Source organism: Pseudomonas sp. W4I3 (genome assembly GCF_030816195.1).
GTDB lineage: Bacteria > Pseudomonadota > Gammaproteobacteria > Pseudomonadales > Pseudomonadaceae > Aquipseudomonas.
In genome coordinates this window covers 718,047-736,235 of record NZ_JAUSXS010000001.1, presented here as the reverse complement: position 1 = coordinate 736,235, position 18,189 = coordinate 718,047, and the positions used below count along the sequence as shown (strand labels likewise).

The following is an 18,189-nucleotide window of genomic DNA, read 5'->3' as shown; positions in this document are numbered from 1 at the left end:
ATGGTCAGGGTGGGGGATCGATGGAGGCAGCACGGTTGCCGAACCGGCCAGAAGACATGAAAACGCCACTAGCCCCGCGCTTTTACAGGGCCATGTAGGACGATGTGCAGATAGCTGCACGACATTGCCTTTTATCGAGCAGAATGAACCATGCAACTTGCCCGATTATTCTGGGACTAAAGACCAACATTCATAGTTAAGGAGCGCGGGACAGATGGAATCAGCCAAGGAACTTCAAGGCCGCATTCTTTTAGTGGATGACGAGTCCGCGATCCTCCGCACCTTCCGTTATTGCCTGGAAGATGAAGGCTATACCGTTGCCACCGCCAACAGCGCGGCTCAGGCCGACGCCTTGATGCAACGCCAAGTGTTCGACCTGTGCTTCCTCGACCTGCGACTGGGCGAAGACAATGGCCTGGATGTATTGGCTCAGATGCGTATTCAGGCGCCATGGATGCGTGTAGTGATCGTGACAGCCCACTCCGCCGTGGACACCGCCGTGGACGCAATCCAGGCCGGCGCCGCCGACTATCTGGTCAAGCCCTGCAGTCCCGACCAGTTGCGCCTGGCCACCGCCAAGCAGTTGGAAGTGCGCCAGCTCTCGGCACGATTGGAAGCGCTGGAAGGCGCGGTGCGCCAGCCCAAGGACGGCCTCGATTCTCACAGCCCGGCCATGATGGTGGTGCTGGAAACCGCACGGCAGGTCGCCGGCACCGATGCCAATATCCTGATCCTCGGCGAGTCCGGCACCGGTAAAGGGGAACTGGCGCGGGCCATTCACGGCTGGAGCAAGCGCTCGAAGAAATCCTGCGTGACCATCAACTGCCCATCGTTGACCGCAGAACTGATGGAAAGCGAATTGTTCGGCCACAGCCGCGGGGCATTTACCGGTGCCAGCGAAAGTACCTTGGGCCGGGTTAACCAGGCGGACGGCGGCACGTTGTTTCTTGATGAGATCGGCGACTTTCCGCTCACGTTGCAGCCCAAGTTGCTGCGTTTTATTCAGGATAAGGAGTATGAGCGCGTGGGTGACCCGGTTACCCGCCGCGCTGACGTGCGCATCCTCGCCGCCACCAACCTGAACCTGGAAGACATGGTGCGCGACGGCCGCTTCCGTGAAGACCTGCTCTATCGCCTCAACGTCATCACCCTGCACCTGCCGCCACTGCGCGAGCGCAGTGAAGATATTCTGACCCTGGCCGACCGGTTCCTGGCACGCTTCGTCAAGGAGTACGCCCGCCCGGCGCGCGGTTTCAGCGATCAGGCGCGCGAAGCACTGCTCAACTATCGTTGGCCCGGCAACATCCGTGAACTGCGCAACGTGGTGGAACGCGCCAGCATCATTTGCCCGCAGGAAAAGGTCGAAATCAGCCACCTAGGCATGGCCGAACAACCGACCAACAACGCGCCGCGCATCGGTGCGGCACTGAGCCTGGACGAACTGGAAAAAGCGCACATCGGCGCGGTACTTGCCACCAGCGACACGTTGGACCAAGCAGCTCGCACCCTTGGCATCGACGCATCAACCCTGTATCGCAAACGCAAACAGTACAACTTATGAGCTGTACCTCATGAAGCTCGCGATGAAACTGCGCACCCGGTTATTCCTGAGCATATCAGCGCTGATCACCGTGGCGCTGCTGGGGCTGTTCCTGGGCCTGGTCAGTGTCATGCAGATGGCCAAGACCCAGGAGTCGTTGATTCGCAGCAACTTCGTCACCCTGGATCTGGGCCTCAAGTTGCGCCAGAGCCTGGGCGATCAACTGATCATGATGCTCGAAAAGCGTCCTGATCCCGCTGCCCTGCAAGCTTCCAAGCAGCACTACCTCGACCTGCTGGACCAGGGTGTCGCCCATGAACAACGTGACGGCATTACCCACGGTTTCAGTCAGGCACGCGAGGATTACCAGAACCTGTTGGAGGCCTTTGACCGTTCCCAACAGGAACCACCTGCGCCGGGCAGCAAGGAGAAGCTCACTGAAACCTTCAATACCCTGCGCAATGGGCTGATCGTCCATCACAAACAGGCGTTGGAAAACATCAGCACGAGCGAGCATAGATCCCGCGAACGTGCGCTGTTGATTGCCGCCTTATTGGGGCTGGTAGGCCTCGCGGTGCTGATCATCGGATTCGTGACCGCCCACGGCATCGCCCGACGCTTCGGCGGGCCCATTGAAGCCCTGGCCAAGGCTGCCGACAAAATCGGGCAAGGTGATTTCGAGGTGACATTGCCGATATCGTCGGCGGCGGAAATGAATCAGCTGACCCGACGCTTCGGCATCATGGCTCAAGCGCTGCGTCAGCATCAGGCCACCAATGTCGATGAATTGCTCGCGGGTCAACAGCGATTGCAAGCGGTGCTCGACAGCATTGACGACGGCCTGCTGATGATTGACCGCCAGGGCCACCTTGAGCACCTTAATCCGGTCGCGCAGCGCCAACTGGGTTGGGACGAAGAGCGGCTCGGCCAGGGCCTGAGCGAAGCCCTTGGCCGCCCGGAAATGGATGAACAACTGCAGCTGGTGCTGCGTGGTGGCAATCTGGAACGGGCGCCGGAGGATCTGGAAGTGGAGGTCGAGGGCGAGCTGCGCCTGCTGACGTATAGCCTGACACCGGTCAGCCACACGCAGGGACACATCCTCGGCGCGGTGATGGTGCTGCATGACGTCACCGAGCAGCGTGCCTTTGAGCGGGTGCGCAGCGAGTTCGTGTTGCGAGCCTCCCACGAGCTGCGAACGCCGGTGACAGGCATGCACATGGCCTTCGGCCTGTTCCGCGAACGGGCCAAGTTCCCGGCTGAATCACGTGAAGCGGACCTGCTGGATACGGTGAATGAAGAGATGCAGCGGTTGATGCAGTTGATCAACGACTTGCTCAATTTCTCGCGCTATCAGAACGGCCTGCAGAAACTCACGCTCGGGCCGTGCGACGTCATTGATTTGCTGGAACATGCACGGGCGCGATTTGCCGAGCCGGCGAACGCGCAAAGCATCGAACTGCTGGTGGAGGCTCAATCTGACCTGCCACGCCTGTATGCCGACAAGGCACAGCTGGAGCGCGTGCTCGACAACCTACTGGGTAACGCCCTGCGCCACACCGCCGAGGGCGGGCAAATTCGTCTGCAGGCCCGGCGTCACGGCGAGCGGGTGATTATCAGTGTCGAGGACAACGGCGAAGGTATCGCGTACGGCCAGCAAGGACGCATCTTCGAACCTTTCGTGCAGGTAGGCCGCAAGAAAGGCGGCGCCGGCCTTGGGCTGGCCTTGTGCAAGGAAATCGTGCAATTGCACGGCGGGCGCATGGGCGTGTATTCACGGCCGGGACAGGGAACCCAGTTCTATATGGCTCTGCCTCTGTAGGCGTGTGCTTGTGTGGCGAGGGAGCAAGCTCCCGCTGGGCTGCGCAGCGGCCCCAACTCACGGGCGCTGCGCACTCAAGCGAAAGCAAGCGCCTCGCCACAATGACGTGCCGGCACTCAGCGCTGGTTCAAGACTCGCAGGATCGCCGCACTTTGCGCATCCGGCGTTCCGTCGAACAGCGATGGACGGAAGCGCATCTGGAATGCGGCCAGCACATGACGCGTGGCCACATCCAGCTCACCGGTTTGCGGTGTCTGATAGCCCAGGCGAGCCAGCTCTTCCTGGAACCAGAGAATGCTCGGCAGTTGCGTAGCGTATTGCGCCTGGAATCGAGCCACGGCCTGCGCATCCGGCCAAATCCCAACGCCTTCGTCGGCCAGACGCTTCCAAGGGAACAGCGGACCCGGGTCCAGCTTGCGCAGCGGCGCGATATCGCTGTGCCCAATAATGTTCTTGGGATCGATCCCGTTACGCTTGCTGATGTCCTTGAGCAACTCCACCAGTGACTTTACCTGCGCTTCGGAATACGGGTACCACACCCGCCCGGTCGGGGTATCACTGTAGCCTGGGTTGACGATCTCGATACCGATGGAACTGGAATTGAGCCAGGTGCGCCCCATCCATTCGCTTTCTCCCGCATGCCAGGCGCGCTGGCTTTCATCCACCAGCTTGTAGATGGTGCCTGAGGCATCATCGCCGATCAGGTAGTGGCTGCTGACCTGCCCCTTGGTCAACAGCGCCAGGGAGCGCTCAAGGTTGGTCGAGGTGTAGTGGACCACAACGAACTGCACGCGGTTGTCATGGTTGATCGAAGGATGGCTGGTGTTCAGTCGGGGCCCGCTGGAGCAGCCGGCGAGCAGAAGTACTGCAAAGGCGATAGAGAGAGATTTCATGAGAGAAGGCATACGCAAAGGACGATAATGCAACAGTGTAACGTAACGTCAAATCCTGGGCGGCCAAATCACAAAATGGAACATCTTTTACGCCGCCTGCACCTGGTTACGCCCCGCCGACTTAGCCTTGTAAAGTGCTTCGTCGGCACGCTTGAGCGCAAGGTCACTGCGCTCGCCCGGCTGGAACTGCGCGACCCCCATGGACACCGTGATGGTCACCGGCTCGCCCTTGAAGTGAAACGGGCAAGCCTCGATAGCGGCGCGTAACGCTTCACCCACGGCCAAGGCATCCGCCAGGGCTGAGTCGGGCATCAGCAACACAAATTCTTCGCCGCCGAAGCGCGCGATGAAGTCCGACGGCCGTAGGCGCTTGCTCAGTACAGTGGCAATGATCTTCAGCACTTTGTCGCCAGCCAGGTGCCCGTAGCCGTCATTGATACGCTTGAAGTGGTCGAGGTCCAGCATGGCCAGTGACAGGTTGTTTCCACGCTGATGCCAGGCGTTGACCTCATGATCCAGGCGCTCACTCCAGGCTGCACGGTTGGGCAGGCCGGTGAGGGGATCGATCAACGCCTTCTGGCGCTGTATCTCCAAATGCTCGCGATAGCCCTGGGCTTCCTGCTCCATGTTCGCCACCCGCTCCGCCAGGCCCTGGAGGCGTGCGGCCACTTCCTGTTCGCGTTGATCGCGCTGCTGCCGATGCTCATCCATGGTGCCGAGCAAACCTTCGAGGTGGCTTTCCAGCACCTGCTTCAGGCTGTCCAGATCTGCAGCGTCCTGCACGCTGCTTTGCAGGCCGTCCACCTGTTCGCGGATTTGCGTGTCCAGCTCCAGCGCGGCGGTACGGCTGTCGGCATGGCCCTCGCTGGCCACCTGCAGGTGGCCCTGGAATGCCTCAAGGCGATCATTGAGCTGTTTGAGGTAAGCCTCGAACTCATGCTGGCCGCTGTCGGTGACGGCCAGCATCAGCACTGCCAGGTCATCCAGGATCGGCAGCAACTCGTACCAGTTCAAGCCATGGACAAGGCGCTCGCGCATGGCTTCGGCCTGGGGCCGGTGGCGCTCGGGAAGGGACAGGTCTTCCAGCAGGCCGAGCAAGGTGTCTTCAATATGCTTGGCAACCGAGCTGTAGGAAGGCTCGGGCGAATCGGGCAGGGCGTATAGACCATCCGATTCCAATGCGTCGGGATCAGGCTCTGCGGTATTCAATACCGGCGGGAGCGACAGGCTGCCGATGAGCGTTTCTTCAGGCGTGTCGACTGGGGCTTGCGGCGTTTCGATGAAGGCAGCCAGTGCGCTTTCGGGAGCGGCTTCCTCGACCGGCGCTTCAGGCGCGGCAGGTTCTGGGGTTGCGTCAGGTACCAGCACAGGCGCTGTTTGGGCAGGGGCTTGGAATTCAAACGTTGTGCTGGCTGGCGCTGGCTCTTCGACAGCCACGACGGGCTCAGGCTCTGAGGGGCTCAGTGCTTGCGGCAACGGTGCGAACGCCCGCAAGGCTTGTGTCAGCTCCTCGGACTGGTCCGGCTCTGGAGACTCCGGTGCAGGTGTGGGGGCAACGGGTTTTGCCGCAGGCAGAGGTTCGGGCTCAGGCGCGGGGGTTTCAGTGGAGGCTTCTTTCGCACCAAACAGGCGCTGCAACAATCCAGGCCCGGAGCGCGAGATTTCGCCGTCTGGCTCCAGGTTATGCAGCGCCTGCTCTTGCAGGCTGCTCAACTCGCTGAGCAGCAGCGGTATTTCCCGCGCCTGCCCAACTCGACCGTCGAGCTGCTTGGCGAAGGTTTTCAGGGGGCGCGCCACCTCGCGGGGCAGCGGGAGTTTCTGCAACTGCGCGACCAGCGCGGTGAGGGCAGTACTTATCTGGTCAACCCGGGTTTCGCGGCGCTGCTCCGAATCCAGCACGGCCTTTTCCAGACGCGGCAGCAGTGCGGCGAGGGCCGCATCCATATCGTCTGTACGCACGACATCGCGCATTTCCTTCATGCATTGATCGACAGCGCGGTCAGTACCTTCAGCCGCCAGCGTGCTGCGCACCAGCCCCCGGCGCAGCAGGTCGAGACGGGCGGCCCAGCGGCGCTCGAGCTTGTCTTGCTGCTCGATGCTTTGCAGGTATTTTTCTTTCCAGCGCTGGGCGTCGTCGCTCATGCAAGAGGTCCGCGAGGACCTGGGCTCAACGCGGGTAATGCATCAGCCGTGAGCGAACCCGGCAGACGAATCTCTACCGCGACCGGCAGGTGATCGGAAATGGGCTGCGCCAGAACCTGCACACTTTCCAGCGTGAGGGTCGGGCTGAGCAGGATATGGTCCAGACAGCGCTGCGGACGCCAACTGGGAAACGTGGCTTCGACTTGCGGTGCCAGTAAGCCGAGGTCGCGCAGCGGGGAATTCTGCAGCAGGTCAGTGGCATGGGTGTTCATGTCACCCATCAGCACCTGGTGCTTGTAATTGCCAATCAGGTCGCGCACGTAGGCCAATTGGAGGTTGCGCGTACGCCCGCCGAGGGCCAGGTGCATCATCACCACTACCAACGCTTCCGGACCTTCGCCAAACCGCACAAGGATCGCGCCACGCCCCTTGGGGCCCGGCAACGGATGATCCTCGATGACGGTCGGCTTCAAGCGACTGAGTACACCATTGCTGTGCTGCGCCAGGCGCCCGAGGTTGCGATTGAGTTGCTGGTACCAATAAGGGAAGGCGCCAAGCTGGGCCAAGTGCTCCACCTGATTGATGTAGCCGGAGCGCAGGCTGCCGCCGTCGGCCTCCTGCAAGGCAACCAAGTCGAAGTCGCTGAGCAGGTCGCCGATTTTCTGCAGATTTGTGGTGCGCCCCTTGTGGGGCAGCACGTGCTGCCAGCCACGCGTGAGGTAGTGCCGATATTTCTCGGTACTGTTACCCACCTGGATATTGAAGCTGAGCAGGCGCAGGCGACTGTCTGCCGGCAGACCTGTGGTTTCCAGGTGATGTTCGTTGACCTGCGCGTCATGCAGGCCTACGACGCGTTCGGTACCCCAGCGGCGCATGGCGAGCCCCTTACTTGGCTGCGCGCTCTTTGGCGATCAGCTGGTCGGCAACATTGAGAGTCTCTTCAGGGCCACCGGTGCTACCCAGGTCGAAACGGTACTTGCCGTTGACGATCAGGGTCGGTACGCCTTGTACGCCATACTTCTGCGCGAGTTCCTTGGCCTGTTTGATCTGGCCCTGAATGGCGAAGGAGTTGAAGGTGGCCAGGAATTTGTCCTTGTCGACGCCTTGGGTGGCAACGAAGTCAGCCATTTCGTCTGGCTTGGTCAGGCGCTTGCCTTCTTTCTGGATCGCGTTGAACACCGCGTTGTGAACCTTATGCTCCACACCCATGGCTTCCAGGGTCAGGAACAGTTGGCCGTGGGCATCCCATGGGCCGCCGAACATGGCCGGAATGCGTTTGAAATTCACGTCCTTGGGCAGTTTTTCGGCCCAAGGGTTGATGGTTGGCTCAAAGGCGTAGCAATGCGGGCAGCCGTACCAGAACAGCTCCACCACTTCGATCTTGCCGGGTACCGAAACCGGCACCGGGTTAGCCAATTCGACGTAGGTTTTACCGGCTTCAAGCGGCACGTCGGCAGCCTGTGCGGTCATGCCGAAGAGACTGGCAGTGACGAGAGCGACGCTGAGGATCAGATTACGCATGCTTTACTCCTGGACAAATAAAGTCGCCTCACGCGACCTTTAGGTGTGACAGGTCTACGCGGACATGAGTTCGTTAGTGTAACGGCAGCAGCCACAAAAAAGGGCGGCCTAAGCCACCCTTTTTATGCTTGCATCGCTGGATTAATCGAGCGTTAACGTCGCAGGCTGTCAGTGCAGGCCCTGGATGTAGCTGGAAATTGCCGCAATGTCTTCGTCGCTCAATTTGCGGGCGATGGTGCGCATGGTCATCGCGTCGCCATCGTTGGCCCGGCCGGCTTCTTCCTTGCGGAAGTCGGTCAACTGTTTGGCGATGTAAGTAGCGTGCTGACCACTCAGGTGCGGAAAGCCTGCCGCGGCGTTGCCTGCGCCATTTGGCGAATGGCAGCCGGTACAGGCGGGCAGGCCTTTGTCCAGGTCACCGCCACGAAACAACTTCTCGCCACGGGCGACCAGTTTCGGATCAGCAGCTCCCACGCTGCCTTTCTGACTGGCAAAATAGGCCGCAATATCAGCCATGTCCTGATCGCTGGAGTTGGCCAGCAAACCGGTCATTTCCAGCACCACGCGCTTGCCATCCTTGATGTCGTGCATCTGCTTGGTCAGGTAGCGTTCACCCTGGCCAGCCAGTTTGGGAAAGTTAGGTGCCGGGCTGTTACCGTCCGGTCCGTGGCAAGCACCACACACGGCGGCTTTCGCCTGCCCTGCGGTAGCGTCGCCTGCAGCATGGGCAACACCGGTGATGCCCAAGGTCAACAGCAGACTCACGATCAGTTTGTTCATCAGCTAATCCAACTACGGCTAAGGGTTTAAGAGTTATCTACCGGGTTTACTCACCATCAACTCAAATGATGGCCTGGTAATCCTCAGTACTGCAGTCCATGCACAAACCACGCGGCGGCATTGCCTTGAAACCCCGGGTCACGCGTTGCACCAGCGTGACCACGCAAACTCGGTTGTACAGCGCTTCCGGTTCCTGTGTAGCCTTGTTGCCCTAACGTGCGCTCAGGACACCGAAGCGAGTCACCATCCGGTCATACATCGACCTTTTCAGGGTTTGAGAGCGTTTTGCGTTCTAATGCGCAATGAAGGTCTTTCGCTCCCGTGAACTTCATCCTTCGCTGGGACAAAGCACACACAAAATCTGCGGCATTATATACTGGCGCTACTGAAACGGAAACGACACCGCTTGCCGCACCCTTTTTCGGCACCGCCCACATCGGAAATCTCATGCAACTCAAGAACCCCATCCTCGGCCTGTGCCAACAGTCCACCTTCATGCTCAGCGCCGCCAAAGTGGACCAATGCCCCGATGACGAAGGCTTTGAAGTTGCCTTTGCCGGCCGTTCCAACGCTGGCAAGTCCAGCGCACTGAACACCCTGACCCACGCCAGCCTTGCGCGCACCTCGAAAACCCCAGGTCGCACGCAACTGCTCAATTTCTTCAAGCTAGACGATGATCGGCGTCTGGTCGACCTGCCAGGCTACGGTTATGCAAAAGTTCCTATCCCGCTGAAGCTGCACTGGCAGCGTCACCTGGAGGCTTACCTGGGTGGCCGGGAGAGTTTGAAGGGTTTGATTCTGATGATGGACATCCGTCATCCAATGACCGATTTCGACCTGTTGATGCTCGATTGGGCAGTCGCCAGCGGCATGCCGATGCATATCCTGCTGACCAAGGCCGACAAGCTGACCTACGGCGCGGCCAAGAACACCCTGCTCAAAGTGCAGTCCGAAATCCGTAAGGGCTGGGGCGATGCGATCACTATCCAGCTGTTCTCGGCGCCAAAGCGCATGGGCCTGGAAGACGCCTACACGGTACTGGCCGGCTGGATGGAACTGGCCGACAAGGGCGCGGAAATCGCCGAGTAACTTTTGCGCAGGCAAAAAAAACCCCGGACTTCGTATGGGGAGGGGAAGTTCGGGGTCCAAGTTCCGGACCGCTAGGGCGGGGTCCAGATATCTGCCAACACTTAACACAACATAGGAGCATTGAAGGGCTTCACCACCCATTCAGTAACTCTGAGTGGCGGTTCACAGGTTAAGTTCCGGCAGGTTCAAAAAACACTTGGAAATAACTGACAGCGGTTTCCGTTCTAAAGCGCTTCGCCATCCTCGGTAATGGCGAAGCCGCAGAATCAGTGGGCCTCGTCCCAGTTATCGCCAACACCCACGTCCACCACCAACGGCACGTCCAGCTCAGCCGCGGCGCTCATGTGTTCGCGGATCCTCTCGCTGACCTCTGCGATCAGGTCTTCGCGCACCTCCAGTACCAGTTCGTCGTGCACCTGCAGGATCACCTTGGCGTCCAAGCCCGACTCGGTCAGCCAGTTGTCCACCTTCACCATGGCTTTCTTGATGATGTCCGCTGCCGTGCCCTGCATCGGCGCATTGATTGCGGTGCGTTCGGCCGCCGCGCGTTCCTGAGGCTTGTTGGAGTTGATATCCGGCAAGTACAGACGCCGCCCGAAGAAGGTTTCCACGTAGCCCTGATCCGCCGCCTGGGCACGGGTGCGCTCCATGTACTCACGCACGCCGGGGTAGCGGGCAAAGTACACATCGATATAGGCCTTGGCGGTCTTGGTGTCGACGCCGATGTCCTTGCCAAGCTTCTGGGCACCCATGCCGTAGATCAGGCCGAAGTTGATCGCCTTGGCGCTACGGCGCTGGTTGGACGTGACCTCTGTCAATTCAACCTTGAACACCTCGGCAGCCGTGGCGGTGTGCACGTCCAGGTCGTTGCGAAAGGCGTTCATCAGCCCTTCATCCTTGGACAGGTGCGCCATGATCCGCAGTTCGATCTGCGAATAGTCCGCTGCCAGCAGCTTGTAGCCCTTGGGCGCGACAAACGCCTGGCGAATGCGTCGGCCTTCGGCGGTGCGCACCGGGATGTTCTGCAGGTTCGGATCGCTGGAGGACAGACGCCCGGTCGCCGCCACCGCCTGGTGGTAAGACGTATGAATACGCCCGGTACGTGGGTTGATCTGTTCCGGCAGGCGGTCGGTATAGGTGCTTTTGAGCTTGCTCATGCTGCGGTACTGCATCAGTACCTTGGGCAACGGGAAATCATCCTCGGCCAGTTTGGCCAGCACTTCCTCGGCGGTGGAGGCTTGCCCCTTGCCGGTCTTTTTCAACACCGGCATGCCGAGCTTCTCGTAGAGAATCGCCCCGAGCTGCTTGGGCGAACCCAGGTTGAACTCCTCACCCGCGATCTCGAATGCCTGGCGTTCCAGCTCGACCATCTTGTTGCCCAGCTCGATGCTCTGGATGCCGAGCAGGTCCTTGTCCACCAAGGCGCCCTGACGCTCAATACGCGCCAGCACCGGCACCAGGGGTATCTCGATGTCCGTCAGCACGCTGGCCAGGCTCGGGATCGCCGCCAGCTGCGCATGCAGTTTCTGGTGCAGGCGCAACGTCACATCAGCATCTTCAGCCGCGTACGGGCCGGCTTGCTCGAGGGCGATCTGGTCGAATGTCAGCTGTTTGGCGCCCTTGCCGGCGATGTCCTGGAAGCTGACGGTGTCGTGGTCCAGGTACTTCTTCGCCAGGCTGTCCATGTCATGGCGGGTCGCGGTGGAGTTCAGCACGTAGGATTCGAGCATGGTATCGAACGCGATGCCGCGCACGGTGATGCCCTCTGCAGGGTCGCCACCGATGGCGCAGTTGGCCAGGATATTCATGTCGAACTTGGCGTGCTGGCCGACCTTGAGCTTGGTCGGGTCTTCCAGCAACGGCTTCAACGCCAGCAGCACGGTGTCACGGTCCAACTGCTCCGGCGCGCCGGTATAGGCATGCGCCAGCGGGACATACGCGGCTTCATGAGGCTGCACCGCGAACGAGACCCCAACCAACTGTGCCCGTTGCGCATCAATTCCGGTGGTTTCGGTATCGAAGGCAAACAACGGCGCATCGTTGAGTTTCTTCATCCAGAGATCGAACGTGGCCTGGTCAAGGATGGTGGTGTAGACAGCCTCCACCGGCACCGATATCACCGCCTCGACGGGCGCCTCGGCGACAGGTGCAACCTCGCTTGCCGCCTTGAGTTCGACCCGCTTGGTATCGCGCTGAATCTCGTCGTACCAGCTCTTGAACTCAAGCAGGGTGTACAACTCAAGCAGCTTTTCGCGATCCGGCTCGATCAGGTGCAAGTCGTCCAGGCCGATATCCAGAGGCACGTCGATTTTGATCGTCGCCAGCCGATAGGACAGGAACGCCATTTCCTTGTGTTCTTCCAACTTGGCCGGCAGCGTCTTGGCACCACGAATCGGCAGGGTCGGCACAATGTCCAACTGCTCATACAGTTCTTTGAGGCCGCCATTCACACCCACCAGCAAACCGGAGGCGGTCTTCGGGCCGATGCCTGGAACACCAGGGATGTTGTCGGACGAATCGCCCATCAACGCCAGATAATCGATGATCTGCTCCGGAGCGACGCCGAATTTCTCCTTTACGCCCTCGATGTCCATCGAACTACCGGTCATGGTGTTGACCAAGGTAATGTGCCCATCCACCAGTTGCGCCATGTCCTTGTCGCCAGTGGAGATCACCACCGGACGGTCAGCGGCGGCACTGCTGCGGGCCAGGGTGCCGATCACGTCATCGGCTTCCACGCCTTCGACGCACAGCAACGGGAAGCCCAGGGCGATCACGCTCTGGTGCAGGGGCTCGATCTGCAGGCGCATGTCGTCGGGCATGCTTGGGCGATTGGCCTTGTAATCGGCGAACATTTCATCGCGAAAGGTCCCGCCCTTGGCGTCGAACACCACGGCGAACGGGCTGTCCGGATATTGCTTGCGCAGGCTCTTGAGCATGTTCAGCACGCCCTTGACCGCACCGGTCGGCAGGCCTTTGGAGGTGGTCAGCGGTGGCAGCGCGTGAAAGGCGCGGTACAGATAAGAAGAACCGTCCACCAGGACGAGGGGCGCTTGGCTCATGAGCAGGATCAACCTTTTCGGCGGGTCAGGCGCTAGAATAGCCGGACCAATGAAAACAAAGGGACAAGGTTATCATGCGTACATTCAATCGCCTGCTGTTCACTGGCTTGATTGCACTCGCTCCGATGGCTGCCATGGCGGCAGACGATGCCCCTTCGGCGGATCCGGAAGTAACCATTCGCACGGAAGGCGACAAGACGATCCAGGAGTACCGCCAAAACGGCTTTCTGTACGCCATCAAGGTAACGCCCAAAGGTGCTCCACCGTATTTTCTGGTCCGTGCGGACGGGACCGACGCGAACTTCATCCGCTCTGACCAGCCGGATATGCTGATCCCGTCATGGAAGATCTTCGAATGGAAATGATGTCCTAACTTCAACCGGCGCCGTCCTGAGCGGCGCCCGTAACGGCAGTTTTAACCATGTCTGTGTTTACCCCCCTGGCTCGGCCCGAGCTGGAAACCTTTCTTGCCCCTTACGGGCTCGGCCGCCTGCTTGATTTCCAGGGGATTGCCGCCGGTAGCGAAAACACCAACTTCTTCATCAGCCTGGAACAGGGCGAGTTCGTCCTGACCCTGGTTGAGCGCGGCCCCGTCGCTGAAATGCCGTTCTTCATCGAACTGCTCGACGTGCTCCACGACGCCGACCTGCCCGTTCCCTATGCCCTGCGCACTACCGACGGCGTAGCCCTGCGCACACTGGCCGGCAAACCGGCGCTGCTGCAGCCACGCCTGGCCGGCAAGCACATCAAGGAGGCCAACGCCCAGCATTGCGCCCAGGTCGGCGACCTGCTCGGTCACCTGCACCTGGCGACCCAGGGCGACAAGGTACTGGAGCGCAAGACCGATCGCGGGCTGGATTGGATGCTCAGTGAAGGTGCGCAGCTGATTTCACACTTGAACGACGCACAACAGCGCCTTCTGCAGGATGCCTTGGGCGAGATCGAAGCCCACAAGGCGCAGATCCTGGCGCTGCCACGCGCCAACGTGCACGGCGACCTGTTTCGCGATAACGCGATGTTCGAAGGCACGCATCTGACGGGCCTGATCGATTTCTACAACGCCTGCTCGGGGCCGATGCTGTACGACGTGGCCATCGCCCTGAACGACTGGTGTTCGGATGCCGACGGCGTGATTGACGGGCAGCGCGCCCGTGCGTTGCTGGGCGCTTACGCGGGGCTGCGGCCGTTTACCGCGAAGGAAGCCGAGCTGTGGCCGACCCTGCTGCGTGTGGCGTGCGTGCGGTTCTGGCTGTCACGGCTGATCGCAGCCGAGTCGTTTGCCGGGCAGGATGTGCTTATTCACGACCCCGCCGAGTTCGAGCATCGCCTGTTGCAGCGCCAACAGGTGGCTGTACATCTGCCGTTCGCGCTCTAAAGACCTGCTCAGTCCAAATGTAGGAGCGAGCTTGCTCGCGAAAAACGTCAACGATAACGCGTGCTTTCTGAATGAACGCGGTGCCTGTGAGTTTTTCGCGAGCAAGCTCGCTCCTACAACAAGCCTTAACGCTTGCCCCACATTTAGAGCGATTCCAGGCATCCAGCCAGATCATTGCCCAGCTTTTCCAACACCTGCTCATAACCTTGCGCAGTCGCCGGGGTATAGCCGCCCAGCGCATCCAGTTCGGCCAGCTTCACCGGCAAGCCAGCCACCAGCGTTTCAGCCAAGCGCGGTCGCAACGGCGGCTCGCTGAACACACAGGTCTTGCCCACTTCCTGCAAACGCGTACGCATCGCCGCCACATGCTGCGCCCCCGGCTGCACTTCGGCTGCAACGGCGAACACACCGGCGTGCTTCAAGCCGTAAGCGTCTTCGAAGTAATCAAAGGCTTCGTGAAATACAAAGTAAGGTTTGCCCTCAACGCCCGCCAGGCGCTGCTTCAGGCGCGCATCCAGCGCATCCAGGCGCCCCTCGAACGCCTTCGCGTTGCTCTGATAACGCTCAGCGTTGGCCGGGTCGGCAGCACTGAGGTCAGCCGCCATGCGCGCCGCGATCACCCGTGCGTTCACCGTCGACAACCACAAATGCGCATCCACACTGCCTGGGCGATGGTCGTGATCATGTTCGTCCGCTTCGTCGGCATGCGAGTGGCTATCTTCGCCGAAACGGCGCAGTTTCATACCTGGCAGGTCCTGCACGGCCACCGTTGTCGCCGTACGACCTTTCAACACGCGCGGCAGGAATGTTTCCATGTCCGGCCCGATCCAGTAGAGCAGGTCTACTGACTGCACGCGCCGTACGTCGGATGGGCGCAACGCAAAGTTATGCGGCGACGCACCCGGCGGCAGCAACACCTCCGGAACTGCCACACCGTCCTGCACAGCAGCGGCGATCAGCTGCAGCGGCTTGATGCTGGTGAGCACCTTCACCTCGGCCTGAGCGGCGCCAGCCATGAACAAACTGGTGACAAATACGACAAAAACGGGAAAAAGTCGGGACACGATGACCACTCAATGGCGTAGGAACGGGTAACATAATAACGTCTCTATCAAATATCTGTCGCCGCTCATGCCTATAACACCGCTTGCCAGTCGTCCCCACGATCACTCTCACTGCGTTCACACCGCGTTGTCGGAGGCTGACACCCTGTGTGCGCAGAAGGGTTTGCGCCTGACTGCGCTGCGTCGACGCGTGCTGGAGCTGGTGTGGCAAAGCCACAAGCCTCTGGGCGCTTACGACATCCTCGGTGTGCTCAGCGAACAGGACGGCCGCCGCGCCGCGCCACCCACGGTTTACCGTGCGCTGGACTTCCTGCTGGAAAACGGCCTGGTGCACCGCATCGCCTCGCTCAATGCCTTTGTCGGCTGCAACCACCCGGAGCATGCGCATCAAGGCCAGTTCCTGATTTGCCGCCAGTGCCACGCCGCCATCGAGCTTGAACAAAAAAGCATCAGTGACGCGATCGTTAAAAGCGCCGCCGAGGTGGGTTTCAGCGTCGAAGGGCAAACGGTCGAAGTGGTCGGCCTGTGCTCGGGCTGTCAGGGGGCTTGATGAGCAACGCGCTAATCCGCCTGGAGCAGGTCGGGGTCACGTTCGCCGGGCAAAACGTGCTGGATAACATTGCGTTGAGCGTGGAGCCGGGCCAGATCGTTACCCTGATTGGCCCCAATGGCGCCGGCAAGACCACCCTGGTGCGCGCCGTGCTGGGTCTGCTCAAGCCCGACCGCGGCAGCGTATGGCGCAAGGCCAAATTGCGCGTGGGCTATATGCCGCAGAAGCTGCATGTGGACCCGACACTTCCGCTTTCAGTCCTGCGCTTCCTGCGCCTGGTGCCTGGGGTCGACCGTGCGCGTGCGCAGGCGGCACTCAAGGAAGTCGGCGCCGAACAGGTGATTGACAGCCCGGTGCAGAGCATCTCCGGCGGCGAAATGCAGCGTGTGCTGCTGGCCCGCGCCCTGTTGCGCGAACCGGAACTGCTGGTGCTCGATGAGCCCGTGCAAGGCGTCGATGTCGCCGGCCAAGCCGAGCTGTACAGCCTGATCACCCGTCTGCGCGACCGTCACGGCTGCGGTGTGTTGATGGTCTCCCACGACCTGCACCTGGTGATGAGCACCACCGACCAGGTCGTCTGCCTCAACCGCCACGTGTGCTGTTCCGGCCACCCGGAACAGGTCAGCGGCGACCCGGCGTTTGTCGAACTGTTCGGTAAGAACGCGCAAAGCCTGGCGATCTACCATCACCATCACGACCACGCCCATGATTTGCATGGCGCCGTGGTTGACGATTCCGCCGCACCCCACCCTCACGTTCATGGAGATAGCTGCAAGCATGGCTGATTTTCTGCTCTACGCCCTGCTGGCAGGCTTGGCTCTGGCGTTGGTGGCGGGCCCGTTGGGCTCGTTCGTGGTCTGGCGCCGCATGGCGTACTTTGGCGATACCTTGTCCCATGCCGCGCTGCTCGGCGTGGCCATGGGCTTTCTGCTGGACGTGAGCCCGACCATCGCCGTCACCGTCGGCTGCCTGCTGCTGGCGGTGTTACTGGTGACGCTGCAACAGCGTCAGCCGCTGGCCTCCGACACGCTGCTGGGCATCCTCGCGCCGAGCACCTTGTCCCTGGGCCTGGTGGTGCTGAGCTTCATGCATGAAGTGCGCATCGACCTGATGGCCTACCTGTTTGGCGACCTGCTGGCGATCAGCCCTGCCGATCTTGGGTGGATCCTCGGCGGTAGCGCGGCCGTGCTGGTGTTGCTGGTGAGCCTGTGGCGCCCGCTGCTGGCCATCACCGTGCACGAGGAACTCGCCACGGTTGAAGGTCTGCCCGTGCCCGCCCTGCGCCTGGCGCTGATGCTGTTGATCGCGGTGGTGATCGCTGTCGCGATGAAGATAGTCGGCGTATTGTTGATCACATCGCTGCTTATCATTCCCGCAGCCGCCGCTCAGCGCCATGCTCGCTCGCCGGAGCAGATGGCGATCGGCGCCAGCCTGTTGGGCATGCTGGCAGTGTGTGGAGGCCTCGCGTTATCGTGGTTCAAGGACACGCCGGCCGGGCCGTCGATTGTGGTATCGGCGGCCGCCCTGTTTCTGCTGAGTTTTGTCCTGCCCCGTCGAGGGGTGTAGACTTGCTCGCTTTTTGCGCAAATAGAGAGTCGCAGGAATGAAGCCGTTCACCTTCCGTTATCTGCTCCTTGCCGCATTTTCCCTGCTGCTGGGCGCTTGTCAAAGCACACCGCCTGCCGCTCCCCAAGCGTCGGACCCGCGCGCTGCGGCCATCGCACAGCTGGAACAAAACCTGGCCAGCAGCGAATTGGCCACGGCCGAAGACCAACTCGCCTCGCTGCAAGCCCAATCGCCCAACGATCCGGCGCTTGAGGCGTACCAGCGGCAGTTGGCCGAAGCCTACCTGCAGCGCAGCCAGATCGTGCTGCAAAAGGGTGACGTCAACGCCGCCGCCACGGCCCTGAGCCGTGCCCGCGCACTGATGCCCAAGGCCCCAGCCCTGACTGGCGGCGTCAACAGCGCCATCAGCCATGCGCGCAAAGCCGAGCTGGATCAGGCCGAAGCCGCCCTGAAAGCCGCCGAAGCCAAGCCGGCAGCCAAGGTCATCGACCCGGCCGCGCCGAGCACCACCGTGGCGCTGAACCTCGCGGATGTCGAAGGCATGCGCCATCAGTTGGATGCCATCGCCACCGACGTGGTGAATTACCAGTGCGACGTCAGCATTCAGGTGCCACGCACCCAGGATTACCCTTGGCTGGCCACGTTGCTGACCAAACGGGTGAAGCGCATTGATGCGGGATATGACCTGAAGATTCACCGGCAGATTTTGAAACACATTCCGGCGCAGGTTGTACTGATTCCGCGCAAGGCAGACTAAAAGCATCGGGGGCAAGCCCCCTCCCACATGT

At 60.9% G+C, this 18,189-nt stretch carries 16 protein-coding genes and 1 pseudogene; 9 read left to right on the top strand and 8 right to left on the bottom strand.

Annotation, left to right across the window (positions count from 1 at the left end; genetic code table 11):
- The first annotated feature begins 214 nt into the window (after positions 1-214).
- A complete protein-coding gene (gene algB, locus QF045_RS03395; protein ID WP_124384508.1) occupies positions 215-1,561 on the top strand; it encodes a sigma-54-dependent response regulator transcription factor AlgB in 1,347 nt (448 codons plus the stop codon).
- Positions 1,562-1,571: 10 nt separating this feature from the next.
- Positions 1,572-3,359, top strand: a complete 1,788-nt coding sequence (locus tag QF045_RS03390; RefSeq protein ID WP_306491055.1) for an ATP-binding protein — start codon at positions 1,572-1,574, stop codon at positions 3,357-3,359.
- Between the two features lie 116 nt (positions 3,360-3,475).
- Here the strand turns inward: QF045_RS03390 and QF045_RS03385 are convergent, their stop codons facing one another.
- The 6 genes and pseudogenes from QF045_RS03385 to QF045_RS03360 all read right to left on the bottom strand — a co-directional run bounded on the left by QF045_RS03385 (position 3,476) and on the right by QF045_RS03360 (position 8,876).
- Positions 3,476-4,252 carry an N-acetylmuramoyl-L-alanine amidase gene (locus QF045_RS03385; RefSeq protein WP_306491054.1) on the bottom strand — a complete coding sequence of 259 codons (777 nt, stop codon included), beginning with the start codon at positions 4,250-4,252 and terminating at the stop codon, positions 3,476-3,478.
- Between the two features lie 87 nt (positions 4,253-4,339).
- Positions 4,340-6,394 (bottom strand): diguanylate cyclase, encoded by a 2,055-nt coding sequence (locus QF045_RS03380; RefSeq protein WP_306491053.1) that lies wholly within the window; start codon positions 6,392-6,394, stop codon positions 4,340-4,342.
- Positions 6,391-7,269, bottom strand: a complete 879-nt coding sequence (locus tag QF045_RS03375) for an endonuclease/exonuclease/phosphatase family protein (RefSeq protein WP_306491052.1) — start codon at positions 7,267-7,269, stop codon at positions 6,391-6,393. Before QF045_RS03375 ends, QF045_RS03380 begins: the two co-directional genes overlap by 4 nt.
- Positions 7,270-7,279: 10 nt before the next feature.
- A complete protein-coding gene (gene dsbA / locus QF045_RS03370) occupies positions 7,280-7,915 on the bottom strand; it encodes a thiol:disulfide interchange protein DsbA (RefSeq protein WP_306491051.1) in 636 nt (211 codons plus the stop codon).
- A gap of 168 nt (positions 7,916-8,083) precedes the next feature.
- Entirely contained in the window at positions 8,084-8,695 is a 612-nt protein-coding gene (locus tag QF045_RS03365; RefSeq protein ID WP_124384503.1) for a cytochrome c4, read from the bottom strand.
- Between the two features lie 33 nt (positions 8,696-8,728).
- Positions 8,729-8,876: pseudogene (locus QF045_RS03360) on the bottom strand (cytochrome C).
- A gap of 266 nt (positions 8,877-9,142) precedes the next feature.
- Between QF045_RS03360 and yihA the strand changes: the two are divergent.
- Positions 9,143-9,784 carry a ribosome biogenesis GTP-binding protein YihA/YsxC gene (gene yihA / locus QF045_RS03355; RefSeq protein WP_042943980.1) on the top strand — a complete coding sequence of 214 codons (642 nt, stop codon included), beginning with the start codon at positions 9,143-9,145 and terminating at the stop codon, positions 9,782-9,784.
- A 266-nt stretch (positions 9,785-10,050) separates the two neighbouring features.
- Here yihA and polA read toward each other — a convergent pair whose 3' ends face one another.
- Positions 10,051-12,846: a DNA polymerase I gene (polA, locus tag QF045_RS03350; protein WP_306491050.1), complete on the bottom strand. Its 2,796-nt coding sequence runs from the start codon at positions 12,844-12,846 to the stop codon at positions 10,051-10,053.
- A gap of 74 nt (positions 12,847-12,920) precedes the next feature.
- On the opposite strand from polA, the gene QF045_RS03345 reads away from it, so the two are divergent.
- Together QF045_RS03345 and QF045_RS03340 are read left to right on the top strand one after the other, a co-directional pair.
- The gene (locus QF045_RS03345; protein ID WP_124360643.1) at positions 12,921-13,211 is read left to right on the top strand and encodes a DUF2782 domain-containing protein; all 291 of its coding nucleotides are present in this window, start codon (positions 12,921-12,923) and stop codon (positions 13,209-13,211) included.
- A gap of 56 nt (positions 13,212-13,267) precedes the next feature.
- Positions 13,268-14,221, top strand: coding sequence for a homoserine kinase (locus QF045_RS03340; protein WP_306491049.1), 954 nt, complete (start codon positions 13,268-13,270; stop codon positions 14,219-14,221).
- Positions 14,222-14,364: 143 nt separating this feature from the next.
- Here QF045_RS03340 and QF045_RS03335 read toward each other — a convergent pair whose 3' ends face one another.
- A complete protein-coding gene (locus QF045_RS03335; RefSeq protein WP_306491048.1) occupies positions 14,365-15,294 on the bottom strand; it encodes a zinc ABC transporter substrate-binding protein in 930 nt (309 codons plus the stop codon).
- A 58-nt stretch (positions 15,295-15,352) separates the two neighbouring features.
- On the opposite strand from QF045_RS03335, the gene zur reads away from it, so the two are divergent.
- Genes zur through QF045_RS03315 form a run of 4 tightly spaced genes read left to right on the top strand, consistent with a single transcriptional unit; the run spans position 15,353 to position 18,158 of the window.
- On the top strand, positions 15,353-15,835 hold the full coding sequence (zur, locus tag QF045_RS03330; RefSeq protein WP_306491047.1) for a zinc uptake transcriptional repressor Zur: 483 nt from the start codon (positions 15,353-15,355) through the stop codon (positions 15,833-15,835).
- Positions 15,835-16,620, top strand: coding sequence for a zinc ABC transporter ATP-binding protein ZnuC (gene znuC / locus QF045_RS03325; RefSeq protein ID WP_306491046.1), 786 nt, complete (start codon positions 15,835-15,837; stop codon positions 16,618-16,620). Before zur ends, znuC begins: the two co-directional genes overlap by 1 nt.
- On the top strand, positions 16,613-17,401 hold the full coding sequence (gene znuB, locus QF045_RS03320) for a zinc ABC transporter permease subunit ZnuB (RefSeq protein WP_306491045.1): 789 nt from the start codon (positions 16,613-16,615) through the stop codon (positions 17,399-17,401). The genes znuC and znuB overlap by 8 nt, the downstream gene beginning before the upstream one ends.
- A 37-nt stretch (positions 17,402-17,438) precedes the next feature.
- Positions 17,439-18,158 carry a PA5502 family lipoprotein gene (locus QF045_RS03315; protein ID WP_306491044.1) on the top strand — a complete coding sequence of 240 codons (720 nt, stop codon included), beginning with the start codon at positions 17,439-17,441 and terminating at the stop codon, positions 18,156-18,158.
- Positions 18,159-18,189 lie beyond the last annotated feature (31 nt).

Coding starts and splice junctions, on each gene's coding strand:
- zur (WP_306491047.1), top strand. CDS start 15,353: ATGCCTATAACACCGCTTGCCAGTCGTCCCCACGATCACTCTCACTGC.
- polA (WP_306491050.1), bottom strand. CDS start 12,846: ATGAGCCAAGCGCCCCTCGTCCTGGTGGACGGTTCTTCTTATCTGTAC.
- znuC (WP_306491046.1), top strand. CDS start 15,835: ATGAGCAACGCGCTAATCCGCCTGGAGCAGGTCGGGGTCACGTTCGCC.
- yihA (WP_042943980.1), top strand. CDS start 9,143: ATGCAACTCAAGAACCCCATCCTCGGCCTGTGCCAACAGTCCACCTTC.
- QF045_RS03380 (WP_306491053.1), bottom strand. CDS start 6,394: ATGAGCGACGACGCCCAGCGCTGGAAAGAAAAATACCTGCAAAGCATC.
- znuB (WP_306491045.1), top strand. CDS start 16,613: ATGGCTGATTTTCTGCTCTACGCCCTGCTGGCAGGCTTGGCTCTGGCG.
- QF045_RS03345 (WP_124360643.1), top strand. CDS start 12,921: ATGCGTACATTCAATCGCCTGCTGTTCACTGGCTTGATTGCACTCGCT.
- QF045_RS03340 (WP_306491049.1), top strand. CDS start 13,268: ATGTCTGTGTTTACCCCCCTGGCTCGGCCCGAGCTGGAAACCTTTCTT.
- QF045_RS03315 (WP_306491044.1), top strand. CDS start 17,439: ATGAAGCCGTTCACCTTCCGTTATCTGCTCCTTGCCGCATTTTCCCTG.
- QF045_RS03390 (WP_306491055.1), top strand. CDS start 1,572: ATGAAGCTCGCGATGAAACTGCGCACCCGGTTATTCCTGAGCATATCA.
- QF045_RS03375 (WP_306491052.1), bottom strand. CDS start 7,269: ATGCGCCGCTGGGGTACCGAACGCGTCGTAGGCCTGCATGACGCGCAG.
- dsbA (WP_306491051.1), bottom strand. CDS start 7,915: ATGCGTAATCTGATCCTCAGCGTCGCTCTCGTCACTGCCAGTCTCTTC.
- algB (WP_124384508.1), top strand. CDS start 215: ATGGAATCAGCCAAGGAACTTCAAGGCCGCATTCTTTTAGTGGATGAC.
- QF045_RS03365 (WP_124384503.1), bottom strand. CDS start 8,695: ATGAACAAACTGATCGTGAGTCTGCTGTTGACCTTGGGCATCACCGGT.
- QF045_RS03385 (WP_306491054.1), bottom strand. CDS start 4,252: ATGAAATCTCTCTCTATCGCCTTTGCAGTACTTCTGCTCGCCGGCTGC.